Below are 15,651 nucleotides of genomic sequence, written 5' to 3' on the forward strand. Positions count from 1 at the left end.
TGGCGGCTCCGATGGACGGCTCGGCCGGGGTGCACGGGCACCGGGTTCCCGACGAGTCGCTGCTCGACGACGAGAAGTCGATGCTGGCCAACGACCCGGGCGGCATGCTGCGGGCGACGGCGTCGGCCGGCGCGCAGGTACGCGAGTCGGCCGCGCTGGCCGCCGAGGCCGACCTGAGCATGCTGTCCGACGAGGGCCGTCCCCGCGCGGTCGTGGTCGCCGGCATCGGCACCGCCGGCCTCACCGGCAACATCCTGGCCACGGTGGCCGGCCACCGCTGCCCGGTGCCGATCATCGGGCACCGCAGCGCCGGCATCCCGGGCTGGGTCGGCGCCGCCGACGTGGTCTTCGCGGTCTCCGCCTCCGGCCGCAGCCCCGAGGCGCTGGCCGCGGCCGAGGCGGCGGTCCGCCGGGGCGCCCGGCTGGTCGCCATCGGCAACCCCGACACCGAGCTGCAGGCGATGGCCGAGCGGGCACGGTCGCCGTTCATCCCGGTGCCGCGCCGCGCCCCGGCCCGGGCCAGCCTGTGGGGCCTGGCCGTGCCGGTGCTGCTCGCGGCCCGTGCCATCGGGCTCGTCAAGGTCAACGAGGCCGACCTGGCCGAGACCGCGACCCGGCTCGACGCCGACGCCGAGCGCTGCCGCCCGGCCGCCGACTCGTTCGTGAACCCGGCGAAGTCGCTGGCCCTGGGCCTGGCCGGCTCGATCCCGATCGTCTGGGGCTCGTCCCCGCTGGCCACCGTGGCCGCCCGCCGGTTCGCCGACACGCTCGCCGCCAACGCCCGCTACCCGGTGATGGCCGGCGCGCTGGGCGAGGCCGGCCGCGGGCGGGTCGGCCTGCTCGACGGCGTCTTCGGTGGCCTCGCCGAGTCCTCGCGCGACATCTTCGCCGACCCGGACGCTTCTTCCGACGACGCGACCAGGCTCCGCCTCGTGCTGCTGCGCGACGGCGGCCTCAACCCGGAGGAGGACGCGGACGAGCCGGTCGCGGTCGAGGAGCGCCGGGCCGACGCCGTGCAGACCCTGGCCGAGCGGCGCGGCGTGCGCTGCGACGTGCTGACCGCCGAGGGGGGCTCGGCGATCGAGCGGCTCGCCTCGCTCACCGCCGTGCCGGACTTCGCGTCGCTCTACCTGGCCCTGGCCCACGGGCTCGACCCGATGGCCGTACCCGCGATCAGCGAGATGAAGGAGCTGTCCAACCCCATGCCCGAGGGAATCCAGTGAGTGCCGAAGGCGGCACCCGCGCGATCATCGCGGCCCTGTCGGCAAACCTCGGCATCGCGGTCACCAAGTTCATCGCCTGGCTGCTGACCGGCTCGTCGTCGATGCTGGCCGAGGCGATCCACTCGGTCGCCGACTCGGGCAACCAGCTCCTGCTGCTCATCGGCGGCAAGCAGTCGCGTCGCGCGGCGACCCCGCAGCACCCCTTCGGCTACGGCCGCGAGCGCTACGTCTACGCGTTCATCGTGTCGATCGTGCTGTTCAGCGTGGGCGGCCTGTTCGCGCTGTACGAGGCGTACCACAAGATCCAGCACCCGGAGGCGATCCACTCCTGGAAGTGGGTGCCGGTGGTCGTGCTGGTCATCGCGATCGCGCTCGAGGGTTACTCGTTCATGACCGCGATCAGGGAGTCCAACCACACCCGTGGCAAGGTCACCTGGGTCAACTTCGTCCGCCGGGCCAAGGCTCCCGAGCTGCCGGTCGTGCTGCTCGAGGACGCCGGCGCCCTGATCGGCCTGGTGCTGGCCCTGTTCGGCGTGGCGCTCACCCTGATCACCGACAACGGCGTCTGGGACGGCATCGGCACCGCCGCGATCGGTGTCCTGCTGGTGGCGATCGCGGTGATCCTGGCGATCGAGACGAAGAGCCTGCTCATCGGCGAGGGCGCCAACCCCGAGGACGTCAAGAAGATCGAGAAGGCGATCCTGGCCGGCGACGGCATCGAGCGGATCATCCACATGAAGACGCTGCACCTCGGTCCCGAGGAGCTGCTGGTCGCCGTGAAGATCGCGGTGCCGCGGACCGAGCGCGCCGACGACCTCGCCCGGCACATCGACGAGACCGAGGTGCGCATCCGCGAGGCGGTGCCGATCGCCCGGGTGATCTACATCGAGCCCGACATCTACCACGAGCGCACCACCCCGACGGTGACCGAGGGCGCCTCGGCCGCCGCCGGCTGACCGATGGGGAACTTGTCCGCCATGACCGTGTACCCGCTGACCGGCGTCGTCCGCGACTACGCGTGGGGCTCCCACAGCGTGATCGCCGAGCTGCAGGGCCGTCCGGCGCCGACCGAGGCGCCCGAGGCGGAGCTGTGGCTCGGCGCCCATCCCGGCAGCCCGTCCACGGTCGGCGGCGTGACGCTGGACGCCCTGATCGCCGCGGCGCCGGCCGAGCACCTGGGCGAGCGGGTGGTGGCCGCGTTCGGCCCCCGCCTGCCGTTCCTGCTCAAGGTGCTGGCGGCCGAGGCGCCGCTGTCGCTGCAGGCGCATCCCGACCTGACGTACGCGCGGGAGGCGTTCGCCCGGCAGGAGGCCGACCCGGCCCTGCCCCGCAACTACACCGACGCGAACCACAAGCCCGAGATGCTGGTGGCCCTGACGCCGTTCGAGGCGCTGTGCGGCTTCCGGTCCCCAGCGGCCGCCGCCGACGACATCGAGGCGCTGGGGGTCGCGGCGCTGACCCCGGTCGCCAAGTCGCTGCGGGACGGTGACCTGCGTACGGCCGTCGAGACCCTGCTCTCCTGGCCGGAGGGCGACCGCCGGGCGTTGGTCGAGGCCGTCGTCGCCTCGGGCGCCTCCGAGCTGGCCTCGTCGCTCGCGAAGTTCTACCCCGCAGACCCCGGCGTGCTGGTCGCGCTGCTGCTCAACCACGTGCGGCTCGAGCCCGGCGAGGCGATCTGGATGCCGGCCGGCAACCTGCACGCCTACCTGCACGGCGCCGGCGTCGAGCTGATGGCCGCCAGCGACAACGTGCTGCGGGGCGGGCTGACGCCCAAGCGCGTGGACGTGGCCGAGCTGCTGAAGGTGCTGCGTTTCGAGGTCCTCGATGACCCGGTCCTCCGCCCGTCGGAGGTGGCACCCGGCGTCCGCACGTGGCCGGTCCCGATCTCCGACTTCGTCCTCTACCGCCTGGACCTGGACGGCACCCGCCCGCCGGTCGAGATCCCCGCCGAGGGCCCCCGCATCATCCTGGCCACCGCCGGCGACCTCTTCGCCGGCGAGTCCATCGACGGCACGCCGATCGAGCTGACCCGCGGTTCGGTGGCCTACGCCCCGGCCGCCGCCGGCCGGGTGAAGCTGGCCGGCACCGGCCAGGCGTTCGTGGCCGCCGTCCCCGCCTGACCCGCGGCGTCCGCCCACCGCCCGCGGCGTCCGCCGACCGCCCGCGGTGTCCGCGGCGTCCGCCCACCGCCCGCGGCGTCCGCCGACCGCCCGCGGCGTCCGCCGACCGCCCGCGGCGTCCGCCCACCGCCCGCGGCGCCCACCTACCGACCGCGACGCCTGTCCACCGCCTTCGCGGCGCCCCCAACCGCTGGCGGCGCCCGCCCGCCCGTTCGCTCACCCTTCACGCCGCCGTGGAGGCTTCCCGCCGCAGCGGGCCCGCGCCGGCTCTTGTGTCGTCGCGGTGTCGCAGCGCTTCCGGCGCCGCCTTCCATGGCTACGCGTCCGCATCCGCTGCGGCGTCTCTTGAGAGTTGATGACTTCGCGTTCGGTGGCGGTGGAAAAGTCATCAAGATCGCGGTGGTGCCGCTTTCGCACGGGGCGGTGGGCTGTGGGCGACGGCCGACGCCGACGGCCGACGGCCGGTGGTTGATGACTTCGCGTGTGGTGGCGGTGGGAAGTCATCAATATCGCGGTGGTGTCGCTTTCTCGGGGGGCGGTGGGCTGTGGGGGACGGGCGACGGCCGCCGACGGTCGGTGGTTGATGACTTCGCGTGTGGTGGCGGTGAGAGGTACTGAAGATCGGAGCGGTGCGGCGCGGCGTCGACGGGCCCGCTGGGTGGAGCAAAAACTGAAATTTCCGGATTTACTTGACAATGGCGACTGCGCAGTGTGAAGCTATAACCACGCAGCGTCATTGGTGATCGGGGGGTCCCACGGACGCGCGCGGTACCAAACCGGGGGGATGAACGGGGCGGCGGGCTCAGGCCTGTCGCCCCGTTCGCTATGTGCGCACGAAGGCGGGGCGGCTCGGTTGCAGCCCCGCGCTTGCCGCTCTCCGTGACCGCGCCGAAGCGTAGGGTGAATCGCCGCTAATTCCGCACCCCAGGAGCAATCGCATGACCAGCACCCTGCCGAGCCGTCCCCGGACGGTTGCTGACGGCGACTTCAAGGTCGCCGACCTGGCGCTCGCCGCGTTCGGGCGCAAGGAGATCGAGCTGGCGGAGCACGAGATGCCCGGCCTGATGGCGCTGCGCAAGGAGTACGGGCCCGATCAGCCCCTGCGTGGCGCCCGGATCACCGGCTCGCTGCACATGACGATCCAGACCGCCGTGCTGATCGAGACGCTGACCGCTCTCGGCGCCGAGGTCCGCTGGGCCTCCTGCAACATCTTCTCGACCCAGGATCACGCCGCCGCCGCGATCGTGGTGGGGCGCGACGGCACCCCGGAGAAACCCGAGGGCGTGCCGGTGTACGCCTGGAAGGGCGAATCGCTCGAGGAGTACTGGTGGTGTACCGAGCAGGTCCTGCTGTGGCCGGACGGCGAAGGTCCCAACATGATTCTCGACGACGGCGGTGACGCCACGCTGCTGGTGCACAAGGGCGCCGAGTTCGAGAAGCTCGGGGCCGTCCCGGGTGCCGGTCCCGACGACTCCGAGGAGTACGCGGTGATCCTCGGCGTCCTCGCCCGCAGCCTCACCGAGGACGACCGCCGCTGGACCCGGGTGGCGGCCGGCGTCAAGGGCGTCACCGAGGAGACCACGACCGGCGTCCACCGGCTCTACGAGATGCAGCAGGCCGGCACGCTGCTGTTCCCGGCGATCAACGTCAACGACTCGGTCACCAAGTCGAAGTTCGACAACAAGTACGGCTGCCGCCATTCCCTGATCGACGGCATCAACCGGGCCACCGACGTGCTGATCGGCGGCAAGGTGGCGGTGGTCTTCGGCTACGGCGACGTCGGCAAGGGCTGTGCCGAGTCGCTGCGCGGCCAGGGCGCCCGGGTGATCGTGACCGAGGTCGACCCGATCTGCGCGCTGCAGGCCGCGATGGACGGCTACCAGGTCGCCACCATCGACGAAGTCGTGGAGAACGGGGACATCTTCGTCACGGCGACCGGCTGCTTCAACGTGATCACGCACGAGCACATGGCCCGGATGAAGCACCAGGCGATCGTCGGCAACATCGGGCACTTCGACAACGAGATCGACATGGCCGGCCTGCAGAAGCGGCCCGACGTGACCAGGGTGACGATCAAGCCGCAGGTCGACGAGTGGCGGTTCGCCGACGGGCATTCGATCATCGTGCTCTCCGAGGGCCGGCTGCTGAACCTGGGCAACGCGACCGGCCACCCGTCGTTCGTGATGAGCAACAGCTTCTCGAACCAGACGATCGCCCAGATCGAGCTGTTCACCAAGACCGGGGACTATCCGATCGGCGTGTACGTGCTGCCCAAGCGCCTGGACGAGATGGTGGCCCGGCTGCATCTGGACGCGCTCGGCGTACACCTGACCGAGCTCTCCAAGGAGCAGGCGGCGTACCTCGGCGTGGCCGTGGAGGGTCCCTACAAGCCCGACCACTACCGCTACTGAGATAGTTCCGGGTCCCCGTCCGCCCGCTGGACGGGGACCCGGTTTTCTCCGGGAGAACGGCGGTTGCCGCCGCCGTGAGTCCCGTCGTTCACATTCATTACGACATGCCCCCTGACCTGCGTGCAAGTGCATAGTGTGCGATGCAAGTTGCAGAGAGCCACCGATGTTTGGCTATGGTGACTGGCGTGGCGAGGCCGACTTCCACCGCGCGGCGCGAGCTGGGCAGCGAGCTGCGCCGGCTTCGCGCCGACCGGCGTGCGGCCGATGTGGCGACCGCGCTCGGGTGGTCCGAGTCCAAGCTGAGCCGCATCGAGACGGCGCACACGTCCATCAGCGAGGATGACCTCGATCGACTTCTGACGGCCTACGGCGTACGGACGGAGGACCGCGACCGGCTCGGCGACCTGGCCCGACGCGGCCGGGCCCGAGCGTGGTGGACGCCCTACCGCTCGTCGGTCCCCGACCCGTACGACGAATATGTCGCCCTCGAAGCCGAAGCCGTCGTGATCAGCGAATGGGAGGCGCAGGTCGTCCCCGGCCTGCTGCAGACCGACGAGTACGCGCACGCCGTGATCGAGGTCGGCGCCGACGTGGCCGACCCGGCCGTGCTCCAGCGCCGGCTCGCGCTGCGGATGGCCCGCCAGGCCGTGCTCACCCGCGAGCCGCCACCGTCCCTGCTCATGGTGCTGGACGAGGCGGTGCTGCACCGCGAGGTCGGCGGCCGCGAGGTGCTGCGCCGCCAGCTCGCCAAGCTCTACGCCGACTCCCACCGCCCCGGGCTCGACCTGCGGATCCTGCCGTTCTCGGCGGGTGCGCACGCCGGGCAGACCGAGTCGTTCATGGTGCTCGAGTTCGGCGCCGGCTCGCGTAGTCCGATTGTGCACAGCGAAGGGCTGACCGGCGGTCTCTTCCGGGTGAAGCCGAGCGAGATCGAGGTGTACCGCGGGGCCCTCGATGACCTGCGAGAACGCGCTCTGCCGGCAGAAGCGAGCCGAACGGTCATCGCTGAAAGGGAGGAAGCGCTCGGCTACGAGGCGGCGTCCTGAGCCGAGAATGGACGTGCTTTTCAATCCTGGAAGGGGACAGCCATGCAGGACGCCAACCTCACCTGGCGTAAGAGCACTCGAAGTGGTGCCGCCGGGCACTGCGTCGAGGTAGCGGACGTGCCGGCGGCTGTGCTGGTGCGTGACTCGAAGAACGTCGAGGGTCCCGTGCTCACCTTCACCGCCACGGAATGGACCGGCTTCATCGCCGGTGTCCGGGCCGGAGAGTTCGACCGGCCGGGCGCCTAGCCGGTTCGTTCACTCGTCGCGGGCGGTCCCTTTTGGGGCCGCCCGTCCCATGTGACCTGTGAAATGCAGGGCCGACTTGACGAACGGGTCCGGTCGGTCGCTAAGGTATGCCCAACCTAACTTAGGCACGCCTTAGCTAACGGAGTGACATGCTCGCCACCTACCTCATCGGCTTGCGCGAGGGGTTGGAGGCCACGCTGGTGGTCAGCATCCTCATCGCCTTCCTGGTCAAGTCGGAACGCAAGGACCGTCTGAAGCTGGTGTGGGCCGGTGTCGCCGCCGCGGTGGCGCTCTCCGTGCTCTTCGGCTGGCTGCTGAGCTATACCGAGACCACGATCCTCAAGGACTACAAGCAGCAGGAGCTGTTCGAGGCGGTCACCTCGATCGCCGCCGTCTGCTTCGTCACCTGGATGATCTTCTGGATGCGCCGGGCCGCCCGCGGCATCGCCGGCGAGCTGCGCAACAAGCTGCAGGACGCGCTGGCCGTCGGTTCCCTCGCGGTCGGCTTCATGGCCTTCCTCGCGGTGGTCCGCGAGGGCCTCGAGACCTCGCTGATCTTCTACGCCGCGGTCCAGGGCGCCGACCTCAACGGCGGCCCGCTGGTCGCCCTGCTCGGCGGCATCCTCACCGCGGTCGCGATCGGCTACCTGATGTACGCGACGGCGGTCCGGATCAACCTGACGGTGTTCTTCCGCTGGACCGGGGTGCTGCTGATCCTGGTGGCCGCCGGCATCTTCAAGTACGGCGTGCACTCGCTGCAGGAGGCCGGAACCCTCACCGGCATCAACCACGTCGCCTACCACGCGGGCAGCGTGCTCGACCCTTCCACCTGGTACGCGACGCTGCTGGCCGGGATGTTCAACATCACCGCCGAGCCGACCGTGCTCGAGGTGGTCGCCTGGGTCGCGTACGCCGTGCCCGTCCTCATCCTCTTCCTCTGGCCGGCGCGCCGACCCGCACCGGCTCCCGCCCCCGCACCGCAGGCATAGGAGACCCCGTGCGCCGTTCCGCCCCTCTGATCCTCTCGCTGGTCGCGATCAGCGCCGTCGCCGCGTGCGGCAAGAAGGACGACAGCACGGCCGCCGCCTCCGGTGGCCCGATCACGGTCAAGGCCTCCGACACCAGCTGCGAGGTCGCCAAGAGCACCCTCGACGCCGGCACCCACGTCTTCACCGTCTCCAACTCGGGCTCCAAGGTCACCGAGTTCTACGTGTACGCCGCGGGCGACCGGGTGATGGGCGAGATCGAGAACATCACCCCCGGCCTCTCCCGCGAGCTGCGGGTCGAGCTGCCCGCCGGCACGTACCAGACCGCCTGCAAGCCGGGCATGATCGGCGACGGCATCCGGAACGCGCTCACCGTCTCCGGCTCGGCCGCGGCGCTGACCGAGGACGCCGCGCTGGGCCAGGCCTCGGCCAGCTACACCCGCTACATCACGTCGCAGAGCGAGGCGCTGGTCCAGAAGACCACCGACTTCGCGAACGCGGTCAAGGCCGGCGACATCGAGAAGGCCAAGGCGCTCTACCCGGTGGCCCGCACCTACTACGAGCGGATCGAGCCGGTGGCCGAGATCTTCGGCGACCTCGACCCGAAGATCGACGGGCGCGAGGACGACGCCACCGCCGAGCTGCCCTTCACCGGCTACCACAAGCTGGAGAAGGACCTGTGGGTGACCAAGGACATCAGCAAGGACGGCCCCATCGCCGACCAGCTGGTCACCGACGTCAAGGAGATCGCCACCAAGGCCAAGGCCGAGAAGCTGTCCCCGCTCCAGCTGGCCAACGGGGCCAAGGAGCTGCTCGACGAGGTCGCCGCCAGCAAGATCACCGGCGAGGAGGAGCGCTACTCGCACACCGACCTGTGGGACTTCGCCGCCAACGTGGACGGCTCGCAGGCCGCGGTCGCGGCGCTGCGGCCCGCGCTCGAGCAGCGCAACCCCGAGCTGGTCAAGCAGATCGACAAGGCGTTCGCGGCGGTCGACAGCGAGCTGGCGAAGTACCGGTCCGGCGACGGCTGGAAGCTGCAGACCGAGCTCACCCAGGAGCAGCTGAAGGGCCTCTCCGACGTCATCAACGCGCTGGCCGAGCCGATCAGCAAGATCGCCGGCGTGATCGCGCAGAAGTAGGGATCATGACCGGAAAAGTCTCCCGCCGACGGGCCATCGCGCTCGCCGGCGTCGGCGTGGCCGGGATCGCCGGCGCCTCGGCCGTCGGCGGTGCGCTGGTCACGTCCGAGAAGAAGGCGGACCGGCCGGAGTCGGCGACGTCGGACTCGGTCCCGTTCTACGGCGCGACCCAGGCCGGCATCACCACGCCCGCCCAGGACCGGCTGCACTTCGTGGCGTTCGACGTCGTCACCAAGGACCGGCAGCAGCTCATCCAGCTGCTGAAGGACTGGACGGCGGCGGCCGCGCGGATGACCGCCGGGCAGGACGCCGGCCCGGTCGGCGCCACCGCCGGCATCCTCGAGGCCCCGCCCGACGACACCGGCGAGGCGATCGGGCTGCCGGCCTCGGGGCTGACCCTGACCATCGGCTTCGGTCCCGGCCTGTTCCGGGACGCGTCCGGCAAGGACCGCTTCGGGCTGGCCGCGCGCAAGCCGGCCGCGCTCGCCGACCTGCCGCACTTTCCCGGCGACACCATCGACCCGGCCATCTCGGGCGGCGACATCTGCGTGCAGGCCTGCGCGAACGACCCGCAGGTGGCGGTGCACGCGATCCGCAACCTGGCCCGGATCGGCATGGGCGTGGTCAGCGTGCGCTGGTCGCAACTGGGCTTCGGGCGTACGTCGTCGACCTCCACCAGCCAGGCCACCCCGCGCAACCTCTTCGGGTTCAAGGACGGCACCGCCAACCTCAAGGCCGAGGAGACCGACCTCGTCGAGCAGAACCTCTGGGCCCGGCCCGGCGACGGGCCGGACTGGATGACCGGCGGGTCGTACCTGGTCACCCGGAAGATCCGCATGCTGATCGAGACCTGGGACCGGACGTCGCTCGGCGAGCAGGAGGACATCATCGGGCGCACCAAGGGCGAGGGCGCGGCGCTCGGTCAGGCCAAGGAGTTCGACGAGATCGACCTGGTCGGCAAGAACGGCGCGGGCAAGCCGCTGATCCCGGCCGACGCGCACGTGCGGCTCGCGCACCCGGACACCAACAAGGGCGCGCGCCTGCTGCGCCGCGGGTACAACTTCGTCGACGGCTCGGACGGGCTCGGCCGGCTCAACGCCGGGTTGTTCTTCATCGCGTACCAGCGGGATCCGCGGACGCACTTCGTGCCGATCCAGCTCAATCTCGCCCGGCACGACGCCCTGAACGAGTACGTCCGGCACGTCTCCAGCGGCCTTTTCGCCTGCCCACCGGGCGTAACCGGCCCGGACGACTATTGGGGCCGCGCGCTCTTCGCGTAGGCTGCCCGCGAACGGAGATCGGTACCGGGGTACGCGGGGCGTGGGAGGACAGTGCAATATTGGACCGCATGAGAGCCCGGGTACTCGTCGTCGATGACGATCCAGCGCTGGCCGAGATGCTCGGCATCGTTCTGCGGAGCGAGGGCTTCCTGCCCTCCTTCGTCGCCGACGGCGAGCGCGCCCTGGCCGCTTTCCGGGAAAGCCGGCCCGACATCGTCCTGCTCGACCTCATGCTGCCCGGCATGAGCGGCATCGACGTCGCGCGGGCCATCCGCGCCGAGTCCGGCATCCCGATCGTGATGCTCACCGCCAAGAGCGACACCGTCGACGTCGTGCTCGGCCTCGAGTCCGGCGCCGACGACTACGTGGTCAAGCCGTTCAAGCCCAAGGAGCTGGTGGCGCGGATGCGCGCCCGGCTGCGCCGCGGCGAGGACGCCGCGCCGGAGCTGCTCACCATCGGCCCGCCCGGAAACCAGATCACCATCGACGTCCCGGCCCACACGGTGAGCCGCGACGACGAGGAGGTCAAGCTCACCCCGCTCGAGTTCGACCTGCTGGTGGCGCTCGCCCGCAAGCCGCGGCAGGTGTTCACCCGCGAGGTGCTGCTCGAGCAGGTCTGGGGTTACCGGCACGCGGCCGACACCCGGCTGGTCAACGTGCACGTCCAGCGCCTGCGCGCGAAGATCGAGCCGGACCCGGAACGGCCCGAGATCATCCTGACCGTCCGGGGGGTCGGCTACAAGGCCGGCACTGGCTGATCGGCAAAAGCGGCTAACCTTGCCGCGTGCGCGCTCCGGCCTGGCTTCCGATGCCCGTCCGCCGCACCCTGCGGGTGCTGCGGCGGTACCTTCGCGTGCTCGGCCGCCGGTTCGAGCACTGGTCGGCGCCCGCCCGCCGGCAGTGGCGCCGCTCGCTGCAGCTGCGCATCGTGGCGCTCACCCTGGTCGCCTCCAGCCTGCTGGTCGGCGCGTTCGGCTTCTTCGTGGCCGAGCGCAGCGCCAAGATCCTGCTCAACCGTGCGCAGGACGAGGTCGAGTCGTCGATGGCGGGCAAGCTGAAATACTCGGTGTCCCAGCTCAGCGTGCACCGGCAGGACCGCGACCCGCGGCTGCCGCAGACCATCAAGACCACGGTCGACACGCTGGCCGACGGTGACCGGGCCGAGTCCGGCGGCTCGATCGTCTCGATGCGGGCCGACCAGTTCCCCGAGATCGCGCCCTACACGGCGGGCAAGACGCCGACCGGCGACCTGATCACGCCGGAGCTGATCCGCGCGGTCTCCCGCGACGGCAAGAAGGCCGAGCAGGTGCGCACGGCCGACGTCGGCGGTCAGAAGACCAAGTTCCTGGTGTACGGGACGCCGGTGCCGACCAACTTCGGCCATGTCGAGCTGTACTACATGGTCCCGCTGACCACCGAGGACAGCGCGGCCAACCAGATCCGCACGACCGTGCTGGTCACCGGCCTGGCCCTGGTCATCCTGCTCGGGGTGATAGCCGGACTGGTCACCCGCCTGGTGGTGCTCCCGGTGCGCGACGCTTCCCGCACCGCCCAGCGGCTCTCGGCCGGCCTGCTCGACCAGCGCATGCGCGTCGACGGGGAGGACGACCTGGCCCTGCTGGCGGCGTCGTTCAACCAGATGGCGGCCAACCTCCAGCGTCAGATCGTGCGCCTCGAGGAGATGTCCCGCCTGCAGCGCCGCTTCACCTCCGACGTGTCGCACGAGCTGCGCACCCCGCTCACCACGGTCCGGATGGCGGCCGACCTGATCTTCGCCGAGCGCGACGAGTTCGACCCGGCCGTGGCCCGCAGCGCCGAGCTGCTGCAGGCCGAGCTCGACCGGTTCGAGAGCCTGCTCACCGACCTGCTCGAGATCAGCCGCTTCGACGCCGGCTTCGCCGCGCTCGACGCCGAGCACACCGACCTGGTCCCGATCGTCGAGCGGGTCGCCGACCGGCTGACCGGCCTGGCCGACCGGGTCGGCGTGACGCTCGAGCTGCGCCTGCCCGAGACGCCGGTGATCGCCGAGGTCGACCCGCGCCGGGTCGAGCGGGTGCTGCGCAACCTGGTCGGCAACGCGGTCGAGCACGGCGAGGGCCGGCCCGTGCAGATCACCCTGGCCACCGACGAGTCGGCGGTGGCGGTGACCGTGCGCGACCACGGCATCGGGCTCAAGCCGGGGGAGGAGCGCCTGGTCTTCAACCGGTTCTGGCGGGCCGACCCGTCCCGCGCCCGGCAGACCGGCGGCACCGGGCTCGGCCTGTCGATCAGCGCCGAGGACGCGCGCCTGCACGGCGGCTGGCTGGAGGCGTGGGGCGCGCCCGGCGAAGGCGCCCAGTTCCGGCTGACCCTCCCGGTCCGGGCCGGCGACCGGCTCCTCTCCGCGCCGCTGCCGCTGATACCGCGCGACCGGCTTCCCACGATCGAGGCGCCCGTCGTCCCGGTCGCCCCCGACGAGACGGCGGAGGTGTTCTGATGCGCCGGCGGATCGCCGTCCTGGTGACCCTGACCGCGCTGCTGGCCGGCGGCTGCGGCATTCCCGACGAGACCCGGGTGACCGTGGTCGGCGACGGCCCGTCCAACGGCGCCGCCGTCGCCGACGACTCCATCCCGGCCCTGCCGAACTCCCGCAGCTCCGCCACCGACCCCGGCCAGCTCGTCCGCTACTACCTCGAGGCCGCGGCCGGCGACACGGACGGCGCGCTCAAGCGGGTCAAGGCGTTCCTGTCCAGCACCGCGCAGCAGCACTTCCAGCCGGGACCGGACGTGCGCGTGATCCGGCTCAAGGGCAGCCCGCTGGTCAACCAGGACGACCCGAACGTCACCTTCAACGCCCAGACCATCGGCACACTGAACGACAAGGGCTCGCTCGAGCCCAGCAGCGACCTGTCCACCACCGAGTACACGGTGCGGGTCGGCACCGTCTCGGGGCAGAGCGGCCTGTTCATCACCAAGGCGCCGCCGGTGCTGCTGCTGACCGACACCGCGCTCGACGACTTCTACCAGCGCCGCACGATCTACTTCTGGAACAACGAGAACACGTCGCTGATACCCGACCTGCGCTACATGCCGCGCATCGTGCCGCAGGTCCAGCAGCCGACCACGATCCTGAACTGGCTGGTCAACGGCCCGTCGTCGTGGCTGGCCGACGCCGCGCACGGCCTGCCCACCGGCACCCAGGCGCCGGACAACGTGCCCGCGGCCACCGACGACACCCTCGAGGTCACGCTCAGCGGGCAGGCGGTGCCCTCCGGCGACCCGCAGGCGCTCGACCGGTTGCGCCGGCAGATCCAGTGGTCGTTCCGGCAGCTCGGGCCGCACACGATCGCGCTCAAGATCGGTCACGCCGACCCGATCCGCTACTCGAGCACCGACTACTACGGCAGCAACCCGGCCTACCGCCTGGCCGACCAGCCCGAGCGCTTCGTGATCTACAACAACACGGTCCGGCGCATGGCCCGCTCGACGCACGCCACCGACCGGATCCCGGTGCTCAAGGACGCCGACAACAAGGGGATCGCGTCGGCGGCGATGAGCTCGTCCGACACGCACACGTACCTGGCCGCGGTGACCTCGGGGAAGGCGCCGAAGCTGCGGGTGGCGGCGGCGCGCACCGGCGAGCAGGCCGACCTGCGGGACGTGCCTGGTATCGCGGGCACGCTCGGCCGTCCGGTCTGGGCGACCACCGCCGGCGGTGACCCCTCGAACGCGATCGGGCTGATCATCGCGGGCGGCCGGCTGTACAGCTTCACCGCCGACGGCGCGCGGGCCAAGCCGATCGACTGGCAGGGCAGCCCGGGGGCCGTGACCGCGGTGTCGGTCGCGCCCGACGGCTACCGGGTGGCGATCGTCTCCGGCGGCCGCCTCTACCGGGCGGTGCTCGATCCCGGCGGCGACACGTTGTCGATGAGCGGGCCGCAGCAGCTCGTGCCGCCCACCTTCAGCTCGGTCACCGCGGTCGCCTGGAGCAGCGAGACGTTCCTGGCGGTGGCCGGCGTCCGCGAGGACAGCCCGCGCTACGCGGTCATCGACGTGACGGCCGACGGCGCCCTGCCGTACACCCGGCTCGCGGACATCGGCAACCGGGCGGTCACCTACCTCACGGCCTACCCGTCGAACCCGGTGACCCGCGGGGAGAACTCGGACCTGGAGTCGTACGAGGCGGCCGGCAGCGCCTGGGACATCATCGGCGAGCCGTCCAAGATCGAGACGGTCGATCTGGCCGGTGCTCCGGCTAGCCCGGCGCCGGGTGTCAGCCCGATCGCGCCGTTCTTCCTGACCTGAGGTGCGCACCCTGCTCGGCGATCTCGCCGATCTGGTGCTGCCGGCCGCCTGCGCCGGGTGCGGGGTCGAGCGACTTCCGCTGACGTACGGCGTGTGCCGTGCCTGCGCGAGCGGGCTGGAGGCGCTGCGGCCGTTCCGGACGGCGCCCGCTCCGCCGCCACCCGGGCTGCCCCGTTGCGTGGCCGTGGGGCGGTATGAGGGGCCTTTGCGGTGCGCCCTGCTCGCGTACAAGGAACGCGGCCGCCACCGGCTCGCCCGGCCGCTCGGCGCCCTGCTCGCCACCGCCGTCGCCCCGCTCGCGCCGAGGGGCCGCCCGGTCGCGCTGATCCCGGTCCCGTCGACCCGGGCCGCGGCTCGCGAGCGCAACGGCGACCACATGGCACGCCTCGCCGCACAGGCGGTCCGGCGGCTGCGCGCCGGCGGTTGGGACGCTGGCGTCAGCCGGGCGCTCGAAGCGTTACCGCGCCCGGACTCAGCGTCACTGAGTGTCGTCGAACGCCGTGTGGCCGCTGAGAATTCGCTGCGAATCCGCTCCGGGCGAATCGGGTTTTCCCGGCACGCGACGCTGAGGAAGTGCACGCTGGTGGTAGTGGACGACATCGTCACGACCGGCGCCACTCTGGCCGCGGTGAGACGTCGTCTCGAGGAGGCGAACATGCAGGTCGCAGGCGCTGCGGTACTGGCCGCCACCCAGTTGCGCAAGACCGTTTCGCGCGATTCCCGCCCAGGGGTACCGAAAAGGCGGAACCTTGGCGATCAGCTATCCGAAACGAGGGGTGACGCGGGAGCATCGGCACGTTAGCGTCTTGGTGACGAGGGTACGCGCATCGCCTACCCGCCCACCGGGAGCGTGCGGACGCATCCGCCACCGGAAAGGAGTCGTCTCATTCGCGATCGGTCACGCCGAGTAAGCACC

At 71.3% G+C, this 15,651-nt stretch carries 13 protein-coding genes; all 13 read left to right on the forward strand.

Annotated features, from left to right (window positions below; genetic code table 11):
* Positions 1-11: 11 nt before the first annotated feature.
* Entirely contained in the window at positions 12-1,223 is a 1,212-nt protein-coding gene (locus tag ACQP2F_RS05275) for an SIS domain-containing protein (protein WP_433307354.1), read from the forward strand.
* A complete protein-coding gene (locus tag ACQP2F_RS05280; protein ID WP_433301159.1) occupies positions 1,220-2,179 on the forward strand; it encodes a cation diffusion facilitator family transporter in 960 nt (319 codons plus the stop codon). The genes ACQP2F_RS05275 and ACQP2F_RS05280 overlap by 4 nt, the downstream gene beginning before the upstream one ends.
* A gap of 21 nt (positions 2,180-2,200) precedes the next feature.
* Entirely contained in the window at positions 2,201-3,343 is a 1,143-nt protein-coding gene (gene manA, locus ACQP2F_RS05285; RefSeq protein ID WP_433301161.1) for a mannose-6-phosphate isomerase, class I, read from the forward strand.
* A 938-nt stretch (positions 3,344-4,281) separates the two neighbouring features.
* Positions 4,282-5,754 (forward strand): adenosylhomocysteinase, encoded by a 1,473-nt coding sequence (gene ahcY, locus ACQP2F_RS05290; RefSeq protein ID WP_433301163.1) that lies wholly within the window; start codon positions 4,282-4,284, stop codon positions 5,752-5,754.
* Between the two features lie 185 nt (positions 5,755-5,939).
* Positions 5,940-6,800: a helix-turn-helix domain-containing protein gene (locus ACQP2F_RS05295; RefSeq protein ID WP_433301165.1), complete on the forward strand. Its 861-nt coding sequence runs from the start codon at positions 5,940-5,942 to the stop codon at positions 6,798-6,800.
* A gap of 42 nt (positions 6,801-6,842) precedes the next feature.
* Positions 6,843-7,046, forward strand: coding sequence for a DUF397 domain-containing protein (locus ACQP2F_RS05300; protein WP_433301167.1), 204 nt, complete (start codon positions 6,843-6,845; stop codon positions 7,044-7,046).
* A 149-nt stretch (positions 7,047-7,195) separates the two neighbouring features.
* Positions 7,196-8,035 (forward strand): iron uptake transporter permease EfeU, encoded by an 840-nt coding sequence (gene efeU / locus ACQP2F_RS05305; RefSeq protein WP_433301169.1) that lies wholly within the window; start codon positions 7,196-7,198, stop codon positions 8,033-8,035.
* A gap of 8 nt (positions 8,036-8,043) precedes the next feature.
* Positions 8,044-9,171, forward strand: a complete 1,128-nt coding sequence (gene efeO, locus ACQP2F_RS05310; protein WP_433301171.1) for an iron uptake system protein EfeO — start codon at positions 8,044-8,046, stop codon at positions 9,169-9,171.
* Positions 9,172-9,176: 5 nt separating this feature from the next.
* Positions 9,177-10,451: an iron uptake transporter deferrochelatase/peroxidase subunit gene (gene efeB, locus ACQP2F_RS05315; protein ID WP_433301173.1), complete on the forward strand. Its 1,275-nt coding sequence runs from the start codon at positions 9,177-9,179 to the stop codon at positions 10,449-10,451.
* A 68-nt stretch (positions 10,452-10,519) separates the two neighbouring features.
* Positions 10,520-11,209 carry an MtrAB system response regulator MtrA gene (gene mtrA, locus ACQP2F_RS05320; RefSeq protein ID WP_433301175.1) on the forward strand — a complete coding sequence of 230 codons (690 nt, stop codon included), beginning with the start codon at positions 10,520-10,522 and terminating at the stop codon, positions 11,207-11,209.
* Positions 11,210-11,259: 50 nt separating this feature from the next.
* Positions 11,260-12,927, forward strand: a complete 1,668-nt coding sequence (mtrB, locus tag ACQP2F_RS05325; RefSeq protein WP_433307356.1) for an MtrAB system histidine kinase MtrB — start codon at positions 11,260-11,262, stop codon at positions 12,925-12,927.
* A complete protein-coding gene (locus tag ACQP2F_RS05330; RefSeq protein ID WP_433301177.1) occupies positions 12,927-14,735 on the forward strand; it encodes an LpqB family beta-propeller domain-containing protein in 1,809 nt (602 codons plus the stop codon). The genes mtrB and ACQP2F_RS05330 overlap by 1 nt, the downstream gene beginning before the upstream one ends.
* 1 nt (position 14,736) lies before the next feature.
* A complete protein-coding gene (locus ACQP2F_RS05335; protein WP_433301179.1) occupies positions 14,737-15,537 on the forward strand; it encodes a ComF family protein in 801 nt (266 codons plus the stop codon).
* Positions 15,538-15,651: the final 114 nt, after the last annotated feature.

Origin of the sequence: Actinoplanes sp. CA-030573, assembly GCF_050951115.1 — a bacterium.
Lineage (GTDB): Bacteria > Actinomycetota > Actinomycetes > Mycobacteriales > Micromonosporaceae > Actinoplanes.